This is a genomic window from Flavobacterium sp. (assembly GCF_965284515.1).
Lineage (GTDB): Bacteria > Bacteroidota > Bacteroidia > Flavobacteriales > Flavobacteriaceae > Flavobacterium.
On the sequence record NZ_OZ260089.1, the window covers coordinates 1,692,858 to 1,718,801 of the forward strand.

General features: G+C 31.3%; 21 protein-coding genes. 8 read left to right on the plus strand and 13 right to left on the minus strand.

Features of this window, described 5'->3' with window-relative positions:
* Positions 1-31 precede the first annotated feature (31 nt).
* The 4 genes from ACQ65T_RS07840 to ACQ65T_RS07855 are packed head-to-tail and all read right to left on the minus strand — an operon-like array spanning position 32 to position 2,685.
* Positions 32-316, minus strand: a complete 285-nt coding sequence (locus ACQ65T_RS07840; RefSeq protein ID WP_430400531.1) for a TIGR03643 family protein — start codon at positions 314-316, stop codon at positions 32-34.
* Positions 303-719 carry a hypothetical protein gene (locus ACQ65T_RS07845; RefSeq protein WP_430400532.1) on the minus strand — a complete coding sequence of 139 codons (417 nt, stop codon included), beginning with the start codon at positions 717-719 and terminating at the stop codon, positions 303-305. The genes ACQ65T_RS07840 and ACQ65T_RS07845 overlap by 14 nt, the downstream gene beginning before the upstream one ends.
* A complete protein-coding gene (locus ACQ65T_RS07850; RefSeq protein ID WP_430400533.1) occupies positions 719-2,029 on the minus strand; it encodes an ABC1 kinase family protein in 1,311 nt (436 codons plus the stop codon). The genes ACQ65T_RS07845 and ACQ65T_RS07850 overlap by 1 nt, the downstream gene beginning before the upstream one ends.
* Positions 2,030-2,031: 2 nt before the next feature.
* Complete coding sequence (locus tag ACQ65T_RS07855; protein WP_430400534.1) at positions 2,032-2,685, minus strand: TetR family transcriptional regulator C-terminal domain-containing protein; 654 nt, start codon at positions 2,683-2,685, stop codon at positions 2,032-2,034.
* A 261-nt stretch (positions 2,686-2,946) separates the two neighbouring features.
* Between ACQ65T_RS07855 and ACQ65T_RS07860 the strand changes: the two genes are divergently transcribed.
* A complete protein-coding gene (locus ACQ65T_RS07860; RefSeq protein ID WP_430400535.1) occupies positions 2,947-4,836 on the plus strand; it encodes a hypothetical protein in 1,890 nt (629 codons plus the stop codon).
* A gap of 126 nt (positions 4,837-4,962) precedes the next feature.
* Complete coding sequence (locus ACQ65T_RS07865; protein ID WP_430400536.1) at positions 4,963-5,445, plus strand: MarR family winged helix-turn-helix transcriptional regulator; 483 nt, start codon at positions 4,963-4,965, stop codon at positions 5,443-5,445.
* A gap of 8 nt (positions 5,446-5,453) precedes the next feature.
* On the opposite strand, the gene ACQ65T_RS07870 is transcribed toward ACQ65T_RS07865, so the two are convergent.
* The 5 genes from ACQ65T_RS07870 to ACQ65T_RS07890 all read right to left on the minus strand — a co-directional run bounded on the left by ACQ65T_RS07870 (position 5,454) and on the right by ACQ65T_RS07890 (position 9,869).
* Positions 5,454-6,131, minus strand: coding sequence for a M24 family metallopeptidase (locus ACQ65T_RS07870; RefSeq protein ID WP_430400537.1), 678 nt, complete (start codon positions 6,129-6,131; stop codon positions 5,454-5,456).
* Between the two features lie 108 nt (positions 6,132-6,239).
* On the minus strand, positions 6,240-6,989 hold the full coding sequence (locus ACQ65T_RS07875) for a hypothetical protein (protein ID WP_430400538.1): 750 nt from the start codon (positions 6,987-6,989) through the stop codon (positions 6,240-6,242).
* Positions 6,976-7,497 carry a hypothetical protein gene (locus ACQ65T_RS07880; RefSeq protein ID WP_430400539.1) on the minus strand — a complete coding sequence of 174 codons (522 nt, stop codon included), beginning with the start codon at positions 7,495-7,497 and terminating at the stop codon, positions 6,976-6,978. Before ACQ65T_RS07880 ends, ACQ65T_RS07875 begins: the two co-directional genes overlap by 14 nt.
* A gap of 179 nt (positions 7,498-7,676) precedes the next feature.
* A complete protein-coding gene (gene purB, locus ACQ65T_RS07885) occupies positions 7,677-9,023 on the minus strand; it encodes an adenylosuccinate lyase (RefSeq protein WP_430400540.1) in 1,347 nt (448 codons plus the stop codon).
* Between the two features lie 159 nt (positions 9,024-9,182).
* Entirely contained in the window at positions 9,183-9,869 is a 687-nt protein-coding gene (locus tag ACQ65T_RS07890; protein WP_430401342.1) for an SIR2 family NAD-dependent protein deacylase, read from the minus strand.
* 33 nt (positions 9,870-9,902) lie between these two features.
* Here ACQ65T_RS07890 and ACQ65T_RS07895 point away from each other — a divergent pair, with 33 nt between their 5' ends.
* Entirely contained in the window at positions 9,903-10,574 is a 672-nt protein-coding gene (locus tag ACQ65T_RS07895; protein WP_430400541.1) for a TrmH family RNA methyltransferase, read from the plus strand.
* A gap of 47 nt (positions 10,575-10,621) precedes the next feature.
* Here ACQ65T_RS07895 and ACQ65T_RS07900 read toward each other — a convergent pair whose 3' ends face one another.
* Positions 10,622-11,395 (minus strand): carboxypeptidase-like regulatory domain-containing protein, encoded by a 774-nt coding sequence (locus ACQ65T_RS07900; protein ID WP_430400542.1) that lies wholly within the window; start codon positions 11,393-11,395, stop codon positions 10,622-10,624.
* Between the two features lie 86 nt (positions 11,396-11,481).
* Positions 11,482-13,419: a DEAD/DEAH box helicase gene (locus ACQ65T_RS07905; protein WP_430400543.1), complete on the minus strand. Its 1,938-nt coding sequence runs from the start codon at positions 13,417-13,419 to the stop codon at positions 11,482-11,484.
* Between the two features lie 168 nt (positions 13,420-13,587).
* Between ACQ65T_RS07905 and ACQ65T_RS07910 the strand changes: the two genes are divergently transcribed.
* Positions 13,588-14,190 (plus strand): trimeric intracellular cation channel family protein, encoded by a 603-nt coding sequence (locus ACQ65T_RS07910; RefSeq protein WP_430400544.1) that lies wholly within the window; start codon positions 13,588-13,590, stop codon positions 14,188-14,190.
* Here the strand turns inward: ACQ65T_RS07910 and ACQ65T_RS07915 are convergent, their stop codons facing one another.
* Positions 14,191-14,763, minus strand: coding sequence for a non-canonical purine NTP diphosphatase (locus ACQ65T_RS07915; RefSeq protein WP_430400545.1), 573 nt, complete (start codon positions 14,761-14,763; stop codon positions 14,191-14,193).
* Between the two features lie 383 nt (positions 14,764-15,146).
* On the opposite strand from ACQ65T_RS07915, the gene ACQ65T_RS07920 reads away from it, so the two are divergent.
* From ACQ65T_RS07920 to ACQ65T_RS07935, 4 genes are all read left to right on the plus strand, one after another.
* Entirely contained in the window at positions 15,147-20,258 is a 5,112-nt protein-coding gene (locus tag ACQ65T_RS07920; RefSeq protein WP_430400546.1) for a gliding motility-associated C-terminal domain-containing protein, read from the plus strand.
* A gap of 55 nt (positions 20,259-20,313) precedes the next feature.
* Positions 20,314-21,243 (plus strand): PorP/SprF family type IX secretion system membrane protein, encoded by a 930-nt coding sequence (locus tag ACQ65T_RS07925; RefSeq protein ID WP_430400547.1) that lies wholly within the window; start codon positions 20,314-20,316, stop codon positions 21,241-21,243.
* A gap of 11 nt (positions 21,244-21,254) precedes the next feature.
* Positions 21,255-23,195 carry an OmpA family protein gene (locus ACQ65T_RS07930; RefSeq protein ID WP_430400548.1) on the plus strand — a complete coding sequence of 647 codons (1,941 nt, stop codon included), beginning with the start codon at positions 21,255-21,257 and terminating at the stop codon, positions 23,193-23,195.
* Positions 23,196-23,508: 313 nt separating this feature from the next.
* A complete protein-coding gene (locus tag ACQ65T_RS07935; protein WP_430400549.1) occupies positions 23,509-24,765 on the plus strand; it encodes an aminotransferase class I/II-fold pyridoxal phosphate-dependent enzyme in 1,257 nt (418 codons plus the stop codon).
* A 60-nt stretch (positions 24,766-24,825) separates the two neighbouring features.
* On the opposite strand, the gene ACQ65T_RS07940 is transcribed toward ACQ65T_RS07935, so the two are convergent.
* Positions 24,826-25,944, minus strand: coding sequence for a GTP cyclohydrolase (locus ACQ65T_RS07940; protein WP_430400550.1), 1,119 nt, complete (start codon positions 25,942-25,944; stop codon positions 24,826-24,828).

A 25,944-nucleotide genomic window follows, 5' to 3' on the forward strand; every position in this document is an offset into this window, starting at 1 on the left:
ATATATTTTAAAAATGTAATTGTTTGTTTTCTTAACGTTTTGATATTTTATTATTGGTAATTTGTCTTTGTAGTTTACATTTAAAGCGCCCTTCTGAAAAAGTTCTTAATTTTTCGTGCTTAGTTTTTCTATTGGTTACTCGTTTGCGCCATAATTCATAGCTTGAACGCTTTAATTGATTTCGCATTAAAGCTTTAACATCCATTTCTTTTAACCCAAATTGAAACTCTATAGCTTCGAATGGAGTTCTATCTTCCCAAGCCATTTCAATTATTCTATCTATTTCTATTTCAGTTAATTTTTCAATTATTGACATCTGAGATTTGTTTTGATTTTAGATCGATTATTTTAGATATAAATGAATTGTTTTTTGTAGAAATTTGAGTTTTTTTAATTTTAATAAACATTCCATCTGCATGAATACTTAATGTTGTTGATTTAAAAATCACTAATTTGTAATATGGAATAACCCATACAAAACGTTGTAACCCTTTTGAAATATGAAAAATAATTCCATTGGGACGAATTTCCAATGAACCATAATTAATATCTGAAGGATGTATCATATTTTTAAAATGGTTACTTACTTCATCAATCATCATTCTTTGAGAGCCAGTTCCTTTCATTTGAATTGATTTAAAAAAGGAATAAGGTTTTCCAATTAAATCATTGATTTGTTGAGTAATTTTATCATTTCTATATGTATTCTCGCAAAGCATTAATAATTTTTAAAATTATCAATTATAACATTGTTAGCCTTTATATCATGCATTAAGTTATATAATCCAAAGAATGTTCTATTAATGTAAATGAAGTGTTTTGAACCTCTGTTTCCGTTCATGTTTCTAATTTCAGTACTCTTTGAATAACGTTCACCCAATTCTGCAATTTGACCAAAGAATTTTTCATCTGAAAAATCAAATGTTTTCTCATGAAAAGGTTGGGTAAATAAACTAAGCATTTCATGAAATAATTTTGAAAAAAACACTTTTTCTTCAGTAGTATCTTCAGGTTTTAAAATCTCTAATTCGTATAATTTCTCTTCGAAAATCCTTGGATTATTGATATTCTCTTTTTTAGCTAATTCAAAATACGGTACATAGAAATCCTCAGGAACTTCTTTCATGCAACCAAAATCGAGTACTATTAATTTTCCGTCTTCCGAAACTAAAAAGTTTCCAGGATGAGGATCCGCATGTACTTTTTTAATAACGTGCATTTGATACATGTAAAAGTCCCATAACGCTTGACCAATAATATTTGAAGTATCTTGGTTTGTATTTACAGCAGTAAATTCTGACAGATGTTTACCTGTCATCCAATCCATTGTTATGATGCGGTCAGAAGACCATTGCTCATAATATTCTGGAAACCTTAAATTAGGTAAATGACTACAAGCTAAAGCAATTTCTTTACTTTGTTTTACTTCATTAATATAGTCAGTTTCTTCAACCAATTTGTTTTCAACTTCCTGAAAATATTTATCTGAATCTTTGCCTTTTATGTTAAACATCTTAATAGCGATTGGTTTAACCAAAGCTAAATCTGACGAAATGCTTTGTGCAACTCCAGGATATTGAATTTTAACCGCTAATTTTTTGCCTTCTAATTCGGCCTGATGCACTTGTCCAATACTTGCTGCATTAATGGATTCTGGGTTAAAGACATCAAAAATTTCACTTGGTGCTTTCCCAAAATAGCTTTTAAATGTTTTTATTACTAAAGGAGCAGATAAGGGTGGAACTGAGAATTGCGAAAGTGAAAACTTTTCAACATAAGCTCTTGGCAAAATACTCTTTTCCATACTTAGCATTTGCGCTACTTTTAAAGCACTTCCTTTCATTTGTTTTAATCCGTCGTAAATGTCTTCTGCATTACTTTGATTTAAACTTTCCTTGGCTTCTTCTTCGGTTTTAACTAATTTATCTCCGTAGTATTTTATGTAATTCACACCTACTTTTGCACCTGTTTGTATCAGTTTAGAAGCACGTTGAATTTTTGACGTAGGAATACTGTCTAGTGTTTTCATAGTTAGTTATTCATTTTTTCTTTCCAAAGAAATTTTCCAAAATCTATAATGTTTTTTAAAGGTGTAATGTCAAGCATATCAAAACTTGCATGAACTGATTTTTCTATGAAAATATCTGTCTTTTCGAAGGAAGGAGATTTGTCATCCATCCAAAATTTTAATGTCATTAGCATTTGCAACCAAGCCATTTCTGAAATACTTTTTTGCTGTATTTTTTGTATTTTTTCTTGTGGAATATTTACCGTTTCTATACCTAAGCCATCAATGTATTTTTTGAAATGGTTTCTTAAACCTGAAAGTTTTTTTAAATTCTCAAGTTTATTTTTCTCGTTTGAAAGTAAATAGATTACTAAACTTCTATTTGCAGTTAATTGTTCAAAAAAAGTAAAATAAAAACTTAATAATTTTGTTTTAGCATCATAATCATTGTACTCTTTACTTTTTGAAAGTAGGTTTAAAGTATTTTCAAAAAAACTTTCAAACACGCTTTCTTCTAGATGTTCAAAGCTTGAAAAAAACTGATAAAACTGTGTTTCTTCTATTTTTAAAGATTGGCAAAAATGATAAATTGAGTTAGGCTTTTTACTTTCCTCTAAAATCATTTTAGCATAGTTTCCTATAATACTTTCTTTAGTCAGTTTAGATTCTTTTTTCATTTCTTTTAAATTTTACTCAAAGATACAAAATAAATGTTTAATATAAATCAAAATTAGTTAAACAAAATAAATGTTTTTTCCCTAAATATTTATTTTATTATTCATGTTTATAATATTTTCAAAAATATTAGATGAAAGTTCAACTATTATTTCTAAATTGCGTCCGAAATTAGGATACAATATTTGAAAGTTTTTTAATAAATTATTTTCAATTGAAGTAAATAAAATTTTAAATCTAACAATTTTAACAATGCATTTAACATGAAAAAATTACTTTCTTCATTAACATTTCTTTTATTTTCATTATCTGCTTTAAATGCACAAGTAGGTATTGGAACTACATCTCCAAATGCATCTTCGATGCTAGATATTACATCAACAAATTCGGGTGTATTAATTCCTAGAATGACTTTGACTCAAAAAAACGCAATAGCATCTCCAGCAACAGGACTTTTAATTTATCAAACTGATGGAGTTTCTGGATTTTGGTATTTTAATGGGACAATTTGGACTACTTTTGGAGGGGCAGATAACGATTGGACTGTTTCTGGGACTGAAATGTATAATGCAAATACAGGTAATGTTGGCGTTGGAAATACAGCACCAAGTGCAAAATTTCATATCACAGGAACCACTGTTCCTGCAGGAGGGGGACCTTCAACGTTATATTCAAATGATTTTTCTTCAGGAACATTAAGCAACACTTTAAATGCGGGAAATGTTTGTGCATCTTCACCAAATATTTGGCATGTAAACCCTGTAGATACTTGGCAAGGTGCTTGTAATACTTGTACTGGTAATAGAGCCTATATAGTTTATGGCTCATGTGCACAAAACCAGACGGTTACAGAAGGAACATTTAGTCCTACTTCTACATCAATTGATGTGTCTTTTAATTATGGTTATAACGATTTTAGTGCAGGTGATAGTTTTGTAGTAACTCTTTATAATGAAACTACAGCAACAACTGCAGCTACTCTTTTAAATTTAACTGTAGATGCAACAAATACATCTTATTCAGGAACACATACAGTTGTAGCAGGTAATACGTATTCATTAAAATTTAGATATATTGGAAATAATGACATTGGTGCTGCATTTGATGATGTTCTTGTAACAGAGGTCTCTGCTGGTGGTTCAGGAACATATGTGTTTAGATTAGAAGACGGTCAACAACAAGACGGATATGTATTAACATCTGACGCTAATGGAAACGCTACATGGAAAGTAGCTGCCGGAGGTGGTGGTGGAGGTGGTTCTTACACTTTTACAAATGGTTTAACAGACGCTAGTAGTACTGTGAAGTTGGGAGGTACTCTAATAGAAGACACAACAATTGCTCAAGGAACTTACGATTTAACTTTTAATGAAAGTTCTACAGGTTATTTTGAAGTACAAGGTAATACGAGAAGAATATTTAGAACAAATGCTCCAAGTGACTATATTAGTTTTGGAGGTGGGTCTACGGTTGTATTAGGAGATGACGGTGTTACATTTCGTGATACTGGTAATAACTTATTCACTAAAGATTTTGTAGCAGGTTTTTATACAGGTGGCTCTGGAGGAACCGCTGTTGAAATTGGATCAATTGAATATATTGTAGATGGACATTCTGAGTTCTTTTTTAGCAATAGTGTAAGTCCTATGACAAACAATCTTCTAAACTTAGGAGCTAATGCAACTATTAATACTAACGATAGATTTTGGAAAGATATTCATGGATATAGATTCGTAGCAGTTGGTGGACCAAATATTTACACTAGAACAAGTGGAAAATCTGAAACCAAAATGAAAGGTTTGGCTGAAATTATGCGTTTAAAACCATTTGTATATAAAGAAGAATCAATAAACATTGGAAGTAGGATGACTACTGACGAGGAAAACGAATTGGCTATTGGTTTTAATGCGAAAGAATTATTAGAAGTAATACCAGAAGCTGTTAAAACTTCAGATTGGTATACTGTAAAAGAAGGAGAAGATTTAGTTAAAATGCAAATTGAAAATCCTAACGGAATAATGTACAATCAATTAATTCCTGTAGCAGTAAAAGCTATTCAAGAGCAGCAAGAGCAAATTGAACTTCTAAAAACTGCTGTAGAAGAATTAAAAGAACAAAACAAAATCTTAATGCAGTTAGTAAATAAAAAATAGAATTTTATAATATTGATATTAAAACACCCATTCTTTTTTGGGTGTTTTTTTATTTAAGTATATTTATGCCTGTATTAGTAAAAGATGTAATAACATCTTTTGATAGCTTTTAAGTAAAATTAAGAAATGGATAAAGAAATTTTAAGAGAAATTGGTCAAATTTACAGATCGGTAAACTCGTTTAGTGATTATGTAATGAAATCTATTAATTTAGAGAAAGGGCAATACCAATTTTTAGTTCGAATTAAAGAAAATCCAGGAATCAACCAAAAAACACTTTCCTCTTTGCTTTTAGTTGATAAAACAACTACTGCTAAAGCGGTAAATAAATTAGTGGTTAAAGGCTATATAAATAAAGAAGTCGATGAAGTTGATAAACGTAATTTTAACTTATATCTTACTGAAAAAGGTAAAAAAACATGTGTTTTTTTAGATAAGGAAGAAAAGTTTGGTATTGGTGTCTTTCTTAAAAAACTAACCGAAGAACAAAAAGCAATTCTTATGGAACAACTTTTAGCAATAAGTGATTCTTCAATGGAAATGTATGCTGAATTGAATCAAAATAATAAAGAATATTATATTGATTTAATAAACAAAGTAGAATTATAATATTGTTTTTACGAAACCAATTGCTCAAAAAAACCACCAATTTCTAACTCTTTGTTTACAAAGTGAATTTCATAAATCCAAAATCGTTCTTCTCCGTTTATATCTTTTTCAGACATTAAAATATTGTTATTTGGATGAATGTAATTGATTTCATCTTCGCCAAGAAGTTTTTCATGCGGAAAATTACCTACTAAATGTCCACAATGATGGTTTCCATATTCCCAACCGTATTTTTTAGCCAACTCTTTAGTGTAATTGAAAAAATCAGCACCCGTAAGCTTGTCTTTATTTAGATCGAAATATGCTTTTCCTTCTTTCCAAGCAAGCTCTACATCTTGTTTCAGTTTTAGTTTTTGAGCATTATTTCCAAGAACATAGGTTTTGCCAACATCAGCTTCCCAATCTTCAAACACAGGTCCAAAATCAAAAAACATAATATCGTCTTCTTGAATGGTTAAGTTAGGCGGATTCTCTTTATAAGGCAATAAAGTATTCTTACCCGAACGAACAATACGTTTGTGCCAAAACTTACGAATGCCAAATAATTCAAAAGCCAAGTTAAAAACTTCTTTGTTTAATTGACTTTCTGTTTTCCCGGGAATTACAAGGTTTCTATTTTCAATTTCTTGAAATAAGATTTCTGCTTTTTTCTCGGCTTCTATTAAGTTGGTTAGGGCTAGATTCATTCTTTTTGTTATATGGTTTTGATTTAACGAAGTAGCTATAAAACCAAAATTATTTAAATATAAAAAATCCTATTAAATTAATAGGATTTTAGAATCATTTCTTTGAAACTATATTGTTTTTAAAGTTTCTATTTTTGAAAGAATATTTTTAAGAGCAGTTTTAATTGTCTCAGATTTGGTTTTTGAATCCATTAAAAGAATCTTTTCTTTTAAACTGTCATAATTTGCAGTTGGATTTTCGTCAATCAGTTTTGAAAAATATGTATTCATAACTTCTGAATACATTTTCTTACCATTTTCTGTAAAAGCATCTTCTTTATTTATATCGTCTAAATAAAATGAATAATTATCTATCATTGTATTTATATTTGAATCAATAATATTTTTAATATAATCGGAGTTTGGATCATCCGAACTTGCTAAAATTTCTTCATTACCAAGTCTAAAATAGAATAATTGTAGTTCTAGTCCAAATTTATAAGTTTCAATATATTCTATTTCATAAATATATTTGTCTTTTTTATCTAAATCGCTGTATATATTAATCATGTCTTTCCACTTGTCAAAAAATGCTACAGCAACTTTACTCTTATGTTTAGTACCTAATTCTTTATCATTTAAAACTACTTTAAAGTTTTCTGTATCTATAAATTTTTGAACAATTTGTTGAGTTTCTGAATCGTCTAAGGTTGGAAGTTTTTCACCATCTTTATATCCATATCGTAGCTCTAAAATTACTTCTGTATAGTCATCTACTGTCCAAAATCTTTTATCCAATGGAAATTTATCATTCTTGTTATCGCAGCCAAGAATTAAGATAAAAAAGGACATTAAGAAGATGAATTTATTTTTTTTCATTGTATTTTATTTTTGAATTTTCGAAATTTTTTAAATTTATAAGTAAGCTGTCAATTTCTTTTTGATAACGAATTTGTTTTTCATAAACATAACTATGAAACGTGTCATAATCATATTTTTTTTGATATTCTCTTTCTTCGGTTTTAATAATATCTATAATATTTTTTATTTTATTTTTATTTAAATGTGTATTTTTAGAAATCTCTTCTTTAGCTTTTCTTGCAAAAACTTCTGTAATTCTAAAATGATACAATTCATGTATTAATAAATCTTTACTATTTGAATTTTTACTATACACAAATGAACTTGAAGGATGAAAATATGATTCTACCTTAATATATCCATCTTCTATTTCATATTCAATACTTGTGTCTACATATGCAAAATATTCACTTCCATATAACTTTTTTTTAATTAATTCAAGCCCTCTAAAGTTTTTAAAATCAATTCTTTCAAACTCTTTAAATGGGATTGGTTTTTCATAATCTAAAAAGTTTTTATAACTCAATATTAGAAAACATATACCAAAACAAAACGCAAATATTAAATTTATTTTTAAATATTTCTTGAAATTTAAATTTGGCCTTTTTATTATTCTGAGATAAAATATTAATTCAATTAATAAAATAGGCAAATAAATAGCTGCCATAATAATTAAAAGTATTTTCTCAGTTTTAGTCATAAAAACTATATCCCCAAATAATTACTTGGAGTAATTTGTTTCAATTCGTTTTTAATATCATCAGAAACATTCAACGTTTCAATAAACGTATGAATCGATTCTTTATTAATAACGGTATTGGTTCTTGTCAATTCCTTTAAAGCTTCATACGGATTTGGATAACCTTCACGTCTTAAAATCGTTTGAATAGCTTCGGCAACAACCGCCCAGTTTTTCTCTAAATCTTCCGCAAACTTAGCTTCGTTTAATAATAATTTATTCAAACCTTTCAATGTAGCTTCAAAAGCAATAATAGTATGTCCAAAAGGAACTCCTACGTTACGAAGAACTGTACTATCCGTTAAATCACGTTGTAAACGAGAAATTGGCAATTTAGCCGAAAGGTGTTCAAAAATAGCATTTGCAATTCCTAAATTTCCTTCACTGTTTTCAAAATCAATTGGGTTTACTTTATGTGGCATTGCACTCGAACCAATTTCTCCTGCTTTAATTTTTTGTTTGAAATATTCCATTGAAACATACGTCCAAATATCTCTATCTAAGTCAATTAAAATGGTATTGATACGTTTTAAAGCATCGAAAAAGGCAGCAAAATGATCATAATGCTCAATTTGTGTAGTTGGGAAAGAATGGTGTAAACCTAAAATATCTTCTACAAATTGAGAACCAAATGCTTTCCAATCGTTATTTGGGTACGCTACTTTGTGTGCGTTATAATTTCCGGTTGCACCACCAAATTTAGCTGCAAACGGAACATTGAATAACAAACGCATTTGCTCTTCTAAACGTTCTACAAAAACTAAAATTTCTTTTCCTAAACGAGTAGGAGAGGCCGGTTGACCGTGTGTTCTTGCTAATAATGGAATATCTTTCCATTCTACGCTTAATTCTTTTAATTTCTGAATAACTGAAACTAAAGAAGGCATGTATACATTTTCAAACGCTTCTTTTGTAGAAAGTGGAATGGCTGTATTGTTTATATCTTGAGAAGTTAATCCGAAATGGATAAACTCTTTATAAGGTGATAATCCTAAAGCTTCAAATTTTTCTTTAATGAAATATTCAACCGCTTTTACATCGTGATTAGTTGTTTTTTCTGTTTCTTTAATCCAAAGTGCATCTTCAGTAGAAAAGTTCTCATACATTGCTCTTAAAGCAGGAAAAACTGCTTTGTCTACACCAGAAAGTTGTGGTAATGGGACTTCGCAAAGTGCAATAAAGTATTCTACTTCAATTAAAACTCTATATTTTATAAGTGCTTCTTCTGAAAAATAAGGCGCTAAATTTTGAGTTTTGTTTCTGTATCGACCGTCAATTGGCGAAATGGCATTTAATTCTGATAAGTGTTGCATTTTGTTGTGTTGTTGTTTTTTAACGAAGTGCAAATTTAGTAATTAGTGATTAGTAATTAGTAATTAGTGATTAGTTTTTTTTAGCATTTACTTTTTTGAAGTTGAAACTTGATATTGTAATTGCTTTTTAAAAGAAATACAGTTAAATAAATTACCAAATCAACGTATCAACAAATCTTTCAATATTTTCATTCCTTCGGTTGCAGCAAAAGGCATAACTTCAAGTGGATTTGGTAAATCGTAAATTGTAGCTGGTTTTGGATCAATATAATAAACCGGAATATTTTGGTTTACATAATTGATTAATCCTGCAGCTGGATAAACTTGTAATGAAGTTCCAATGACCAATAAAATATCGGCTTGTTCCACAATTTCTAATGCTTTTTCCATTGCAGGAACTTCTTCGCCAAACCATACAATATGTGGACGTAATTGGTTTCCAAATTGATCTAAATCGCCTAGAAACAAATCGGTTTTCCAATCTAAAATAATTTGTTCATTATAAACACTGCGGACTTTTAATAATTCACCATGTAAGTGAATTACGTTTTTACTTCCGGCTCTTTCGTGTAAATCATCTACATTTTGGGTAATAATATGAACTTCAAAATTTTGTTCTAATTCCGCTAAAATTTCATGTGCTAAATTTGGTTGTACTTCTAAAAGTTGAGCTCTCCGTTTGTTATAAAAATCTAAAACCAGTTCAGGATTTTTAGCAAAACCAATTGGCGAAGCTACTTCCATGATGTCATGACCTTCCCAAAGTCCGTCTGCATCTCGAAAAGTTTTAATTCCACTTTCAGCACTAATACCTGCTCCACTTAGTACTACTAATTTTTTCACTATTTTTTTGTTTCTTTGCTATAAAGATAGGAATAAATGGAAATTGATAAAATAGCTTTATTAGAATATTTAGAAGGGTTTATTTCGGAAAATCGCAAACAACGCTTTTTAGACGTTTTAAAGAACAGAACAAAACATTTTACCATTGCTATGGAAGATGTATATCAAATGCACAATACAAGTGCTGTAATGCGAAGTTGTGAGGTTTTTGGAATTCAGGAGCTAAATGTTATTGAGCAAAAGTACGGTAAGTCTATAGATAAGCAAATTGCCATGGGGGCTCAAAAATGGGTAGATATAAAAGAACATGAAGATGCTGCTTCTTGTTTAAAGAGTTTAAGAGCTCAAGGTTATCAAATTATTGCAACCACACCACATAACGAATCGTGTTTAATTCACGAATTTGATATTACAAAGCCATCGGCTTTATTTTTTGGAACGGAGAAAGAAGGACTTTCAGAAGAAATAATGAATAACGCCGATGGATATTTAAAAATTCCAATGGTTGGTTTTACTGAAAGTTTAAACATTTCGGTTTCAGCTGCAATTATTATTCAAGATATTACAAACCGACTTAGAAATTCTACGATTGATTGGCAATTATCTGAAGAGGAAATTTTTGAAAAACGTTTAGATTGGACGCGTAAAACAATAAAAGACGCTGCTTTTGTTGAAAGTAAGTTTTATGAAGAAAGTAAAAAGCAATAAGCTATAGCTCAATATCTATGGCCTAAAAACTAAAACCAATTATAAACTTACTTATTCTTATTCAAAATTTTATATTCTTCATAACAAGCACTTATGGCATCCATAATTTGAAGGTCATTTGCAGTTTTTATAAAATATTCAGAATAATTACAGTTTTGAAGAATTAAAGGAATATCATCTTTATCAATTTCCAACAATGCAGCTAGTGTTTCTCTGTCATACTTTGAAGCTAGCAGATTACGAACAGTATCATCTTTCTTCATTTCTTTCAGTTTTTTCATTTCTCTTGGACGTTTTCCAAAAGCGCTGTATAAGAAATCAGCCGGATTGAAAATAGCACCTAATACTTTGGATACTGCTCCAGGAGATTTGTCTCCTACTTCGTAACCTTCGTTTAATCCAGAAATACTATACCTATAATTGTTTTCATCAACATGAATTAACTCCGTATCTACTTGTACATAACCGGTTAAATTATACTGCGTAACAACAATTTCTTCAAGCGCATAGGCTTTTTCAGTAAGATATATTTTTGATGATTTGTTTTTTACCCAATCATTTGAAACTTTAACTTTTATGGTTTCAAAACCCAAATAAGAAACGAGTAATGTATCGTTTACTTTAGCATTTATTTCAAAAGCACCATAACCATCAGTTGTGGTTCCTTTTACTCTCGTAGTATTGATTACGTGAACATTAGACATGGGAAGTCTCGTTTCGCTATGGTAAACAGTACCAGAAAGTTTAGTTACAATAGTATCGTTTTGGCCAAAACCATTTATCGTAAATAATGAAAATAAAAAAACTATAAAATATCTCATTTTTTAATTATTGATTCAAAAATACAAATCAATTAGAGATATTTTATAGTTTCTTAAATATTTATCAGAAAATTAACGAAAATCGTTTAACTTCTTCTAGATCTTTTAGCTTTTTCGAAAAAACCACCGTTAGATTCATTTGAAGAACTTCTTCTTGCTGGTCTTTCACTGCTAGAACTTCCTTCTCTTCTAGGTCTTTCACTCCTTGATGATGAACCTCCTCTGTCGTCTCTAGAGCTTGAACTTCTGTCTCTTGGAGCAAAATTTCTGTCACTACCACTTCTTGATGAAGAATTTCTATCGCTTCTTTCTCCTCTTGGGCTAGAACTACGCTCTCTAAAACCACCAGAACTTCTTCCACCGCTTCTTCCACCACCAGAACCTCTTCTGTTATGATCTCTTCTTCCGCTGTTTCCACCACCGTCATTATTAGAAATTTCTACATTAATTTTTCTACCGTCAATATTAACAGCATTTAATGTTTCCATTACTTTAGTTGCGTGCTCAGCATCAGTGTTAAAGAAAGAGAACCCTTCTTTAACGTCTACTTTAAATAAATCGTCTTTACCTAATTCAAGAGTGTCTCTTAAATAATCTTTTAAAGTCATCCAATCAAAATTATCTCTTGATCCAATGTTTATAAAGAAACGTACTGCTCCGTCAGATGGAATTTTACCTGGTTCACGACGTTCGTTAGAACCTTGAGAAGTTAAATCTCTTGATTTTTTATAGTAAGAGATGAATCTGTTAAACTCAACAGAAACCATTCTTTTAATTAACTCGTCTTTTGGTAAATCTTTTAAAACTTCTTCAATAGCAGGTAAATAAGCGTCAATTTCGTGATCGATTTCAACATCTTTAATTCTGTTAGCTAAGTGAAATAATTGAATTTGACAAATTTCCATTCCAGAAGGAATTGGTTTTTCTTCAAATTTCATTTTAATGATTCTTTCAATAGAAGAAATTTTACGCAATTCACTTTTTGTAATAATTACTAGTGAAGTTCCCGATTTACCAGCACGACCAGTTCTACCAGAACGGTGTGTATAAGTTTCTATTTCATCAGGTAGTTGATAGTTGATTACGTGAGTAATATCGTCAACGTCAATTCCACGAGCTGCAACATCAGTGGCAACAAGCATTTGAATTTGTCTACCTCTAAATGATTTCATAACTCCATCACGTTGCGATTGAGATAAATCTCCATGCAATGCAGCTGCGTTATAACCATCTTCAATTAATTTTTCAGCAACAGCTTGAGTATCACGTTTTGTTCTACAAAAGATTACTGAGAAAATATCTGGATTAGCATCTGCTAATCTTTTTAGAGCAGGATATCTATCACGAGCACTAACTAAATAGAATTCATGTGATACATTTTCATTTCCTGAGTTTTTATGTCCAACTGTAATTTCTTGAGGGCTGTTCATAAATTCTTTAGCAATTCTCGCTACCTCTTGAGGCATTGTTGCTGAAAATAACCAAGTGTTTTTGTCTCTAGGTGTATCTGATAAAATTGCTGTAATGTCTTCATAGAAACCCATGTTTAACATTTCGTCTGCCTCATCTAAGATACAATAGTTAATGTTCTTAATGTTAACCATCCCACGGTTAATCATATCTTGCATTCTACCAGGTGTAGCAACAATAATTTGTGCTCCTCTACGTATGTCTTTTGCTTGTTCAGTTATACTTGCCCCACCGTAAACCGCTACTGTATTCAGTCCTTTTACGTATTTTGAGTATAACTTGATTTCGTTAGTTATTTGAAGACATAACTCTCTTGTAGGCGATAAAATTAATGCTTGTGTGTCTCTGTTTTCGGCATCAATTTTTTGGATAACTGGAAAACCAAACGCTGCAGTCTTACCCGTTCCGGTCTGCGCTAACGCTACAATGTCTGTGTCTTTTTCCAATAATAGGGGAATCGCTTTTTCCTGTACTTCTGACGGACTTTCAAATCCTAGATCCTTAATCGCCAGCAGTAGCGATTCGTTTAATCCTAATTGTTCAAATTTATTCATGTGTAATTTTAAATTGGGTGCAAAAGTACTGATTATTAGTGAGATATGCTAATTATTTGTAAAATGTTCACTTTCAGAGGTTTTAATGCTTAAAACTACCACAATAATTGATTTTTTTGTTCTGCAATTATGGTTAATTTTGCTTATAAGATAAAAAAACAATAAAAAATGTTTCAATTTTTAGACATTATTGGTACGTTAGCTTTTGCAATTTCTGGAGCCTTAACAGGTTGGCATAAAAAACTTGATCCGTTTGGGGTTTTTATCATTGCTTTTGTGACAGCGCTTGGCGGTGGAACTTTACGCGATGTACTGATAGGAAAAGCTCCAGTGGGTTGGATGCTAGACTTAACTTATGTTTATATAATAATTTTCGGTTTTATTACTACTTTTGTTTTTAAAGCCAGATTAGAAAAATTACGAATTTCATTGTTTTTATTTGATACAATTGGATTAGGTATTTTTACAATTATTGGAATTGAAAAAGGAATTGATGTTGGTTTGCATCCTATTATTTGTATTGCTTTAGGGACTATGACTGCAAGTTTTGGAGGTGTTATTCGTGATATATTATGCAATGAAATACCAGTAATATTTAGAAAAGAAATTTATGCAACTATAAGTATAAGCGGTGGATTTTTATTTTTCACTCTTAATGAATTCTCTTTAAATACAGATGTTTTATATCTTGTAACATCATTGTTTATGATTGCTTTTAGATTATTAGCAGTTAAAAATAAATGGTATTTGCCTTCACCTTATAAAGATTAATTACTTGGATAAATAATTAATTAATTTTCTAGTGGCAATACCTCTATGGCTAATAGTCGCTTTTTCTTCCATTGAGATTTCCGCAAATGTTGAAGTATAGCCTAGGGGTTGAAATATAGGATCGTAACCAAAACCATCAGCACCTTTTTTTTCTAAAGTAATTACTCCTTTTGCTATTCCTTCAAATAACTGTTGCTCTCCATTTATGTTTAAAGCAATTACCGTTTTAAACTGAGCGTTTCTGTTTGTTTTGTCTTTAAGTTCAAACAAAAGCTTGTTCATATTGTCATTTGATTTCTTTTGTTCACCTGCATAACGAGCAGAATAAACTCCAGGTTCTCCATTTAGTTCATCAACTTCTAGACCTGTGTCATCTGCAAAACAATTATAACCGTATTTTTCGGTTACGTAATTTGCTTTTAAAATGGCATTTCCTTCAATAGTATTTGAAGTTTCTGGGATATCTTCATGACAACCAATTTCCTCAAGACTTAATATTTCGATTGAATTAGGAAGTAATTGCTGAATTTCTTGAATTTTATTCTTGTTGTTTGAAGCGAAAACGAGTTGCATTTTTTAGGTAAATATAATATTATTAATTTGAAGTTAATTTAAGTATTCTATTGTTTACTATCTTTCAAAAATTACTAATTGTATTCTTTTGATTATGTAATTATAGAAAACCACTAATATTTTTATTTTTTTTGTAATACTTTTAATATTATTATTTGCATAAAATTATTAATTAAAGGGTATTGTTTTATTGTAAAATAAATTAAACAAAATTTTTTATCATTTAAGAAAGTTTTGACACAATAAGTGTTTTTTATCGGATATTTGTGCGTCTAAACGAATTTTGAGTTACGACACATTAAAAATTAATAATTAATATTAGATTACATCCTAATTTTTTAAAATATTAAGTTTTGTTTAACAAAATTTTAAAATTAACGATTATGAATAAAACAGTTGCATTAGATTTTTTTAATATAAAGAAAATAGTTACTTTTTTAATATTAATTTCAGCATTTTTTACAAAAAGTAATTTGTTTTCACAAATTTCTTGTGGACCTGTTAATACTCTATATCAGACAGTAGGAAATGCAGGTTTAGGTGTTACTGAAGTTTACAGATACAATAATTTTCAGCAAAGTTATATTAAAGTAGGTGAATTACAATTTGCTCCAAGTAATAGTGCTACAAACTCTGCTTATAACGCGGCTACTCAATATGTTTATTCAAGTACAGGTGGTTCAACTGTTCAGGTCTATGATCCTGCAAATAATTATAGTTTTGTTGGTGATATTAATATTACTGGAAATTCTCAAAATTTTACAAATGTTCTTTTTTCCCAAGGTGATTTTATTGGATACATTAGAAATAATAGAGTTATTCAATTTGATGTTACTGGTATTGTTAGTTATCCAGCTTCTGTTCCTGTTACGGAAGTTGCTATTCCCGGTTCTTCAGGGCCAAATGATTATGCTTTAATTAATGATGAAGTTTTTGGTGTTACAGGAACTACTTTAAGAATAGTTAATTTAACCACTAATTTAGTTACAAATAGAGCAATAACGTTTGATAATACTCTAGATGGTTTAAATAATCAAGGAGGAGGTTTTGGTGCGTGTTGGCAGGATAGAAATGGAAATTTTTATTTTTTTAGTAATTCAGGTGGAGGAATATACAAAATTACTGATGTAACTAATCCAGCATCAAATGTGGCTGTCAAAATATTGTTAGCCAACCCTTCTGGTACTAATGACGGATTTGGATGTGAAATTGGACCAGATCCACTTGATTATGATGATGATGGAATTTCCGATTCAGTTGACTTAGACGATGATAATGATGGAATTTTAGATGTTAATGAATCTGGTGGAACTGGTCTTGATCCTGGAGGAGACATAGATGGTGACGCTGTTTATAATTTTAGAGATCCAGATATAGCGGGTTATGTAGATGTTAATGGAGATTCTATTAATGATAATTTTGACTCAGATTTAGATGGTATTCCTGACGCATATGATACAGATTCTGATAATGATGGTTGTAGTGATGCTAATGAAGCATATAATAATTCAAATGCAGATGGAGGTGATGGAGAACAGTATGGTGTTGGAGATCCTCTAACATTTGTTGGAGGTGGAGTTTTTGCAGACGGTACAGTAGTAACCGCTACTTATCCTGGTTCAAATGTAAATGTTATTAATATTGGGCCTGATGGGGATGGTGATGGGATTACTGATATATGCGATTCTAATGTTATAGATCCATGTATTCCAGATCCTTTTAATGTTCCAGGGGGTGACTGTGATGGAGACGGAGTTACCAATGGAGATGAACAAACTGACGGAACTGATCCATTAGATGATTGTTCATATATAACAGCAAGTATAAGTGTAGTAGTTACTTCAACAGCAGATTGTGATGGCGATGGAGTTACCAATGCAGACGAGGCAACAGATGGAACAGATGGTCAAGACCCATGTAGTTTTGTATTATCAAGTCAAACATTGCCAACAAGTCCAGCGTGGAATGCAGCAGATTGTGATGGCGATGGAGTTACAAACGGTGATGAAGTTACAGATGGAACTGATCCATTAGATGATTGTTCATATTTAACAGCAAGTATAAGCGTAGTAGTTACTTCAACAGCTGATTGTGATGGCGATGGAGTTACCAATGCAGACGAGGCAACAGATGGAACAGATGGTCAAGACCCATGTAGTTTTGTATTATCAAGTCAAACATTGCCAACAAGTCCAGCGTGGAATGCAGCAGATTGTGATGGCGATGGAGTTACTAATGGCGATGAAGTTACAGACGGAACAAATCCATTAGATGATTGTTCATATATAACAGCAAGTATAAGTGTAGTAGTTACTTCAACAGCAGATTGTGATGGCGATGGAGTTACCAATGCAGACGAGGCAACAGATGGAACAGATGGTCAAGACCCATGTAGTTTTGTATTATCAAGTCAAACATTGCCAACAAGTCCAGCGTGGAATGCAGCAGATTGTGATGGTGATGGAGTTACTAATGGTGATGAAGTTACAGACGGAACAAATCCATTAGATGATTGTTCATATTTAACAGCAAGTATAAGCGTAGTAGTTACTTCAACAGCTGATTGTGATGGCGATGGAGTTACCAATGCAGACGAGGCAACAGATGGAACAGATGGTCAAGACCCATGTAGTTTTGTATTATCAAGTCAAACATTGCCAACAAGTCCAGCGTGGAATGCAGCAGATTGTGATGGCGATGGAGTTACTAATGGTGATGAAGTTACAGACGGAACAAATCCATTAGATGATTGTTCATATTTAACAGCAAGTATAAGCGTAGTAGTTACTTCAACAGCTGATTGTGATGGCGATGGAGTTACCAATGCAGACGAGGCAACAGATGGAACAGATGGTCAAGACCCATGTAGTTTTGTATTATCAAGTCAAACATTGCCAACAAGTCCAGCGTGGAATGCAGCAGATTGTGATGGTGATGGAGTTACAAACGGTGATGAAGTTACAGACGGAACAAATCCATTAGATGATTGTTCATATATAACAGCAAGTATAAGTGTAGTAGTTACTTCAACAGCAGATTGTGATGGCGATGGAGTTACCAATGCAGACGAGGCAACAGATGGAACAGATGGTCAAGACCCATGTAGTTTTGTATTATCAAGTCAAACATTGCCAACAAGTCCAGCGTGGAATGCAGCAGATTGTGATGGTGATGGAGTTACTAATGGTGATGAAGTTACAGACGGAACAAATCCATTAGATGATTGTTCATATTTAACAGCAAGTATAAGCGTAGTAGTTACTTCAACAGCTGATTGTGATGGCGATGGAGTTACCAATGCAGACGAGGCAACAGATGGAACAGATGGTCAAGACCCATGTAGTTTTGTATTATCAAGTCAAACATTGCCAACAAGTCCAGCGTGGAATGCAGCAGATTGTGATGGCGATGGAGTTACTAATGGTGATGAAGTTACAGACGGAACAAATCCATTAGATGATTGTTCATATTTAACAGCAAGTATAAGCGTAGTAGTTACTTCAACAGCTGATTGTGATGGCGATGGAGTTACCAATGCAGACGAGGCAACAGATGGAACAGATGGTCAAGACCCATGTAGTTTTGTATTATCAAGTCAAACATTGCCAACAAGTCCAGCGTGGAATGCAGCAGATTGTGATGGTGATGGAGTTACAAACGGTGATGAAGTTACAGACGGAACAAATCCATTAGATGATTGTTCATATTTAACAGCAAGTATAAGTGTAGTAGTTACTTCAACAGCAGATTGTGATGGCGATGGAGTTACCAATGCAGACGAGGCAACAGATGGAACAGATGGTCAAGACCCATGTAGTTTTGTATTATCAAGTCAAACATTGCCAACAAGTCCAGCGTGGAATGCAGCAGATTGTGATGGTGATGGAGTTACAAACGGTGATGAAGTTACAGACGGAACAAATCCATTAGATGATTGTTCATATATAACAGCAAGTATAAGTGTAGTAGTTACTTCAACAGCAGATTGTGATGGCGATGGAGTTACCAATGCAGACGAGGCAACAGATGGAACAGATGGTCAAGACCCATGTAGTTTTGTATTATCAAGTCAAACATTGCCAACAAGTCCAGCGTGGAATGCAGCAGATTGTGATGGTGATGGAGTTACAAACGGTGATGAAGTTACAGACGGAACAAATCCATTAGATGATTGTTCATATATAACAGCAAGTATAAGTGTAGTAGTTACTTCAACAGCTGATTGTGATGGCGATGGAGTTACCAATGCAGACGAGGCAACAGATGGAACAGATGGTCAAGACCCATGTAGTTTTGTATTATCAAGTCAAACATTGCCAACAAGTCCAGCGTGGAATGCAGCAGATTGTGATGGTGATGGAGTTACTAATGGCGATGAAGTTACAGATGGAACTGATCCATTAGATGATTGTTCATATATAACAGCAAGTATAAGTGTAGTAGTTACTTCAACAGCAGATTGTGATGGCGATGGAGTTACCAATGCAGACGAGGCAACAGATGGAACAGATGGTCAAGACCCATGTAGTTTTGTATTATCAAGTCAAACATTGCCAACAAGTCCAGCGTGGAATGCAGCAGATTGTGATGGCGATGGAGTTACTAATGGCGATGAAGTTACAGACGGAACAAATCCATTAGATGATTGTTCATATTTAACAGCAAGTATAAGTGTAGTAGTTACTTCAACAGCTGATTGTGATGGCGATGGAGTTACCAATGCAGACGAGGCAACAGATGGAACAGATGGTCAAGACCCATGTAGTTTTGTATTATCAAGTCAAACATTGCCAACAAGTCCAGCGTGGAATGCAGCAGATTGTGATGGTGATGGAGTTACTAATGGTGATGAAGTTACAGACGGAACAAATCCATTAGATCTATGTGATTTTGTATTATCAAGTCAAACATTGCCAACAAGTCCAGCGTGGAATGCAGCAGATTGTGATGGCGATGGAGTTACAAACGGTGATGAAGTTACAGATGGAACAGGTGTAAATGATTTTTGTGATTTTGATCCTATAAACGTGACACAAACTCAATCTCAAGAATTTTACGAAGCAGATTGTGATGGAGATGGTTTAACAAACGAAGAAGAATACGGAAATGATGTTAACGACCCATTTGATAGTGATGGAGATGGAGTTCCTGACTTCTTAGAATTCAATAATTATGATGATACTTCAGAAGATGAATTAGAAATTTTTAATCTAGTTACACCAAATGGTGATGGAGATAATGATGTATTTGTTATTAGAAATATAGAATTGTATCCAGATAATACAGTAGAAATATATAATAGATGGGGAGTATTAGTGTATGAAGTTAATGGATATGGTCAAAATAACCGTTATTTTATAGGACGTTCTGAAGGAAGAGTTACTATTAGTCAAAGTTCAGAATTACCAGTAGGAACTTATTTTTACATTGTAAGATATAGAAACAGTATAGGTAACAATAAAGAACGTTCTGGTTACTTATATATTAATAAATAATTAAAAAATAACCAAAGGGAATTTTTCCCTTTGGTTTATTAAATAGACTTAAATAATGAAAAAAATATTTTTTAGTTTAGTTATCTTTCTTGTTGCAATTTCTAGTTTTTCTCAACAAGACTCTCAGTTTACTAACTACATGTATAATACAATTAACATAAATCCAGCTTATGCTGGGTCTAGAGGTGTAATGAGTATTTTTGGTTTACATAGAAATCAATGGGTAGGTTTAGACGGAGCTCCAGTTACTAATACATTTGCATTAAATACTCCAATTAGAAATTCTAGGGTAGGACTAGGATTGTCAATTATTAATGATAAAATAGGGCCTTCTGATGAAAACACATTTTCTGTAGATGTTTCTTATACGATTCCTACTTCTGAAAAATTTAAATTATCATTTGGAATAAAAGGAACAGCTAACTTATTAAATGTTGATTTTAGTAGGTTGAATATTTATAATGAAGGTGATTTATATTCACAACAAAATGTGGACAATAAATTTTCACCAAATATTGGTGCTGGTGTTTATTTACATTCAAATAAGACCTATTTTGGTTTCTCAGTTCCAAATTTTCTAGAAACTAAGCACTTTGATAAAAATTCTTCAAGTTTAGCTTCATCATCAGTTGCAAATGAACGAATGCATTATTATTTTATTGCTGGTCATGTATTTGACTTATCTGGTAGTGTAAAATTAAAGCCTGCAATATTAACAAAAGTTGTTAATGGTGCTCCTTTACAGTTAGACTTATCAGCAAATTTTTTAATCCATGATAAGTTTACTTTTGGAGCTGCTTATAGATGGGATGCTGCGGCAAGTTTGTTAGCAGGATTTCAAGTTTCTGAATCATGGCTTATAGGATATTCATATGATATGGAAACAACAAAACTTGCTAATTATAATTCGGGTTCACATGAATTTTTTCTTAGATTTGAATTGTTTAAAAACTACGATAAAGTTATTTCACCTAGGTTCTTTTAAAAATTTATAATATGAAAATTAAAATAACAATACTTCTACTTATCTCTATTATTTCAAGTGTTTTCAGTCAAAAGGTTAAGTTGGATAATGCAAATAAAGAATATGATAACTATGCATATATTGATGCAATAGAGATATATGAAGAAGTTGCTGAGAAAGGTTATAAATCTGTTGATTTATTTCAAAAATTGGGTAATTCATATTATTTTAATGCTAACTTTAAAGAGGCTGCAAAATGGTATGAACAACTTTTTAGTTTAAATGAAGAGGTAAGTTCAGAATATTATTATAGATATTCACAATCATTAAAGTCTATTGGTGATTATAAAAAAGCAGATGAATTTGCAAGTTTATTTTCTTTAAAAAATAGTTCAGATAGTAGATCTAAATTATTTATTGAAAATAAAAATTACCTAAATCAAATAAAAGAAATTTCTAATAGATATAAAATTGAAGACTCAGGAATAAATACTGAATATTCTGATTTTGGTGCTGCATTTGTAGGAGATAATTTTGTTTTTACTTCTACAAGAGACACAGGAAGTGTTGCTAAGATTAGGCATAAATGGACTAATCAATCCTTTTCAAATTTATATAGTGCAACTGTTACTTCAGATGGATTATTGATAGATCCAAAAAAAATGAATAAAAGTATAAGTTCAAAGTTTAATGAATCAACTGCAGTTTTTACTAGAGATGGTCAAACAATGTACTTTACAAGAAATAATTTTATTAATGGAAAAAAAGGGACTAATCAAGACGAAATAATTTTACTTAAAATATACAAAGCAAAAAAAGTTGGAGTTTCATGGGGAGAGGTTGAAGAACTGCCATTTAATAGTAATAGTTACAGCTGTGCACATCCTGCTTTGAGTCCAGAAAATGATATTTTATATTTTTCATCTAATATGCCTGGAACTTTAGGGCAGTCTGATATATTTAAAGTGGTTATAAATGAGGATGGTTCATTTGGTCAACCTGAAAATTTGGGCCCTGTTATAAATACTGAAGCTCGTGAAACTTTCCCGTTTGTTTCAGATGAAAATGAATTGTTTTTTTCTTCTGATGGTCAATTAGGTTTGGGAGGTTTAGATATTTTTGCGGTTAAAATGTATGAAAACGGCGATTTATCTAAGGTTTATAATTTAGGAGAACCGGTAAATGGAACTCAAGATGATTTTAGTTACATAATTGATTCAAAAACTAAGTTTGGATTTTTCTCTTCAAATAGAGAAGGAGGAAAAGGAAATGATGACATATATAAATTTAAAGAAGAAATACCATTACCATATAATTATAAACAATCAATTGCTGGTGAGGTTTTAAATGAAGAAACTGAAGAAGTTATTCCAAATGCCCTTGTAGAGATTTTTGATGCTGAAATGAATTTATTAGATTCGCAAAGAGCAGACGAATATGGAAATTATAAGTTTAAAGATTTAAAGCCAAATACAAAATATGTAATAAAAACTCAATCAAAAACATTTGAGACCATAGAAAAAGGAATTGTCACTAATTCAACTAACGGTGAAACACTTGTCTCTTCAGTATTACCAAAGAAACAAAAGAAGATTACTAAAGGATCTAATTTAGCTACAACATTTGGAATAAAACTTATTTATTTTGATATAGATAAATCAAATATAAGAGATGACGCTTCAGTAGAGTTAGCTAAAATTCTAGAGGTTATGAAAAAGTACCCTACTATGAAAGTTGATGTTCGATCACATACTGATAGTAGACAATCTTCTAGGTATAATGAAATTTTATCTGAAAGGAGAGCTCAATCTACTATTAAATGGTTAATAGATAAAGGAATAGAACCATCTCGTTTAACTGGTAAAGGATATGGAGAGTCTATTTTATTAAATAGATGTAAGGACGGTGTAAATTGTTCGGAAGAAGAGCATCAAGTAAATAGAAGAAGTGATTTTATTATTGTTGAAATGTAGTAAATTAATTTTACTTAATAATTCAAAAAAAGATGGTTAATATTTTAATCATCTTTTTTATTAAAAAAAACTACTTAAAAGTACAAAAGCCGATCTGGAGCGATCGACTTTCATGATGAACGTGTAACCACATTTCTGTGTCGTTCGTTGCAAATATAAGTCAAAGTTTTATACTTACAACATTTTTTTATTTTACTTTTTATTTTGTCATTTGCTATGCGTTTTATACTAATTAAATGAGTGTTAAAATAAATTATTAAAAATGCATTTTTATTCTTATTTTTGCACTGTTTTTTAAAACACATTTAATATTATGGTAAAAGATTTATTTGAAAGAATACAGCAAAATAAAGGTCCATTGGGTAAATGGGCATCTCAAGCAGAAGGATATTTTGTTTTCCCTAAATTAGAAGGTGAGCTTGGTCCAAGAATGACTTTTAAAGGTAAAGAAATATTAAACTGGTCAATTAACGATTATTTAGGTTTAGCAAACCATCCGGAAGTTCGTAAAGTAGATGCTGAGGCAGCTGCACAATACGGTGCTGCGTATCCAATGGGAGCTAGAATGATGAGTGGGCATACTTCAATTCATGAGCAATTAGAGAATGAATTAGCTGCATTTGTTAATAAAGAAGCCGCATATTTATTGAATTTTGGATATCAAGGTATTATGTCTTGTATAGATGCTTTGGTAACTAAAAATGATATAATAGTATATGATGTAGATGCTCATGCATGTATAATAGATGGTGTACGTTTGCACATGGGGAAAAGATTTACTTACAAGCATAATGACTTGGAAAGTATGGAGAAAAACCTGCAGCGCGCAACAAAGATGGCTGCTGAAACTGGAGGAGGAATACTTTTTATTACTGAAGGTGTATTTGGTATGCGTGGTCAACAAGGTAAGTTGAAAGAGATTGTAGAAATGAAGAAAAAATACAATTTCCGTTTATTAGTTGATGATGCTCATGGTTTTGGTACTTTAGGTAAAACAGGTGCTGGAGCAGGTGAAGAGCAAGGATGTCAAGACGGGATAGATGTATATTTTTCTACTTTTGCTAAGTCTATGGCTAGTATAGGAGCTTTTTTAGCTGCAGATAAAGATATTATTGATTATTTGAAATATAATTTACGTTCACAAATGTTTGCAAAATCGTTGCCAATGATACAAACCATTGGAGCATTAAAGCGTTTGCAATTATTACGTGATAACCCAAGTTTAAAAGATAAACTATGGGAAAATGTAAATGCATTACAAAACGGATTAAAATCTCATGGATTTAATATTGGTGATACAAATACTTGTGTAACACCTGTTTATTTAGAAGGTTCAATTCCTGAAGCAATGATTATGGTAAATGATTTGAGAGAGAATTATGGTATTTTCTTATCAATAGTTGTTTATCCTGTAATTCCAAAAGGAATGATTTTATTAAGAATGATTCCAACAGCTTCACATTCTTTACAAGATATTGAAGAAACATTAACTGCTTTTGATGCGATTTACGAAAAGTTAACCAATGGAACTTACAAAAGAATTGCAGAAGAAACAGTTGAGAGTATGTAATTTAAATTATTTTTATAAAAAAAGCCTTCTTTAAAGAAGGCTTTTTTTATAAAAATATCATTATAATTTTTTACTGTAAGTACATCTTCTTTTATTTATTTTTGGATTAAAATTTTTCCAAAGCTTTTGTACGGCTATATTTTCTTTAAGTTCAGGTGTTCTAATACACATTTCTATTCCTTTTGATTTACAAGTTAAGTAGCATTCTTCAAAAATAAGTGCTGTTACTCCTTTACTTTGATATTCTGGAGTTACTCCAATTAAATAGAATACAACTTCTTTAGAATTATTTTTAGCTTTTAATAAATGATAAAACCCAAATGGAAACAGTTTTCCTTTTGCTTTTTGTAGCGCTTGGGCATAACCCGGCATCATAATAGCAAAAGCTACCATGTTATCATCTTTGTCTAGAACAAACTTTATGTATTCTGGATTTATAAAGCTAATGTACTTTTTTTTAAAATACTCTTTTTGAATATCGTTAATAGGTACAAAAGACTGTAAAATGGAATATGTATCGTTAAATAAATCGAACATTTTATCTACATAAGGCATTACGTCTTTAGTTTTTGTAAAACTTAAAGACTTTAAGCCATAACGTTGTTTGATTAGTCCACTCGCTTTTTGAAATGTATCTGGGTTTATGTTAGAAAAGGGAAATAGACTTTCGATATATTCTTTTTCTACAGTAAGTCCTAACTTTTCAAAATGTTCAATGTAATAGGGCATACTGTACCAAGTAATCATATTTCCTAATTGATCAAATCCTTCAGTAAGTATTCCAACTTTATCTAAATTTGAAAATCCAATTGGACCTTCAATCATTTCGAGTTGATGTTTTTTGCCTAATTCATAGACTTTTTCTAATAATTCTTTGGTAACTTCAATATCATCAATTGCGTCAAACCATCCAAAACGAACTTTACTCTTTTTTAGAATGTTTATTTCATCCCAATTCACAATTGCAGCTAATTTACCAACTATTCTATTTTCTTTATAAGCTAAGTAAAAATGAACTTCAGCACTATTAAAAGCTGGGTTTTTATCTTTATCAAAAGTTTCTAACTCTTCTGAAATTATGGGGGGAACCCAAAAAGGGTTGTCTTTATATAAATCAAAAGAAAACATTACGAATTCTTTTAACTCTTTTTTTGATTTTGCTTCTTTAATTGTGATCAT

Coding starts and splice junctions, on each gene's coding strand:
- ACQ65T_RS07935 (WP_430400549.1), top strand. CDS start 23,509: ATGGTAAAAGATTTATTTGAAAGAATACAGCAAAATAAAGGTCCATTG.
- ACQ65T_RS07940 (WP_430400550.1), bottom strand. CDS start 25,944: ATGATCACAATTAAAGAAGCAAAATCAAAAAAAGAGTTAAAAGAATTC.
- ACQ65T_RS07855 (WP_430400534.1), bottom strand. CDS start 2,685: ATGAAAAAAGAATCTAAACTGACTAAAGAAAGTATTATAGGAAACTAT.
- ACQ65T_RS07910 (WP_430400544.1), top strand. CDS start 13,588: ATGTTTCAATTTTTAGACATTATTGGTACGTTAGCTTTTGCAATTTCT.
- ACQ65T_RS07875 (WP_430400538.1), bottom strand. CDS start 6,989: ATGAAAAAAAATAAATTCATCTTCTTAATGTCCTTTTTTATCTTAATT.
- ACQ65T_RS07930 (WP_430400548.1), top strand. CDS start 21,255: ATGAAAATTAAAATAACAATACTTCTACTTATCTCTATTATTTCAAGT.
- ACQ65T_RS07920 (WP_430400546.1), top strand. CDS start 15,147: ATGAATAAAACAGTTGCATTAGATTTTTTTAATATAAAGAAAATAGTT.
- ACQ65T_RS07860 (WP_430400535.1), top strand. CDS start 2,947: ATGAAAAAATTACTTTCTTCATTAACATTTCTTTTATTTTCATTATCT.
- ACQ65T_RS07895 (WP_430400541.1), top strand. CDS start 9,903: ATGGAAATTGATAAAATAGCTTTATTAGAATATTTAGAAGGGTTTATT.
- purB (WP_430400540.1), bottom strand. CDS start 9,023: ATGCAACACTTATCAGAATTAAATGCCATTTCGCCAATTGACGGTCGA.
- ACQ65T_RS07865 (WP_430400536.1), top strand. CDS start 4,963: ATGGATAAAGAAATTTTAAGAGAAATTGGTCAAATTTACAGATCGGTA.
- ACQ65T_RS07905 (WP_430400543.1), bottom strand. CDS start 13,419: ATGAATAAATTTGAACAATTAGGATTAAACGAATCGCTACTGCTGGCG.
- ACQ65T_RS07900 (WP_430400542.1), bottom strand. CDS start 11,395: ATGAGATATTTTATAGTTTTTTTATTTTCATTATTTACGATAAATGGT.
- ACQ65T_RS07850 (WP_430400533.1), bottom strand. CDS start 2,029: ATGAAAACACTAGACAGTATTCCTACGTCAAAAATTCAACGTGCTTCT.
- ACQ65T_RS07870 (WP_430400537.1), bottom strand. CDS start 6,131: ATGAATCTAGCCCTAACCAACTTAATAGAAGCCGAGAAAAAAGCAGAA.
- ACQ65T_RS07925 (WP_430400547.1), top strand. CDS start 20,314: ATGAAAAAAATATTTTTTAGTTTAGTTATCTTTCTTGTTGCAATTTCT.
- ACQ65T_RS07915 (WP_430400545.1), bottom strand. CDS start 14,763: ATGCAACTCGTTTTCGCTTCAAACAACAAGAATAAAATTCAAGAAATT.
- ACQ65T_RS07840 (WP_430400531.1), bottom strand. CDS start 316: ATGTCAATAATTGAAAAATTAACTGAAATAGAAATAGATAGAATAATT.
- ACQ65T_RS07845 (WP_430400532.1), bottom strand. CDS start 719: ATGCTTTGCGAGAATACATATAGAAATGATAAAATTACTCAACAAATC.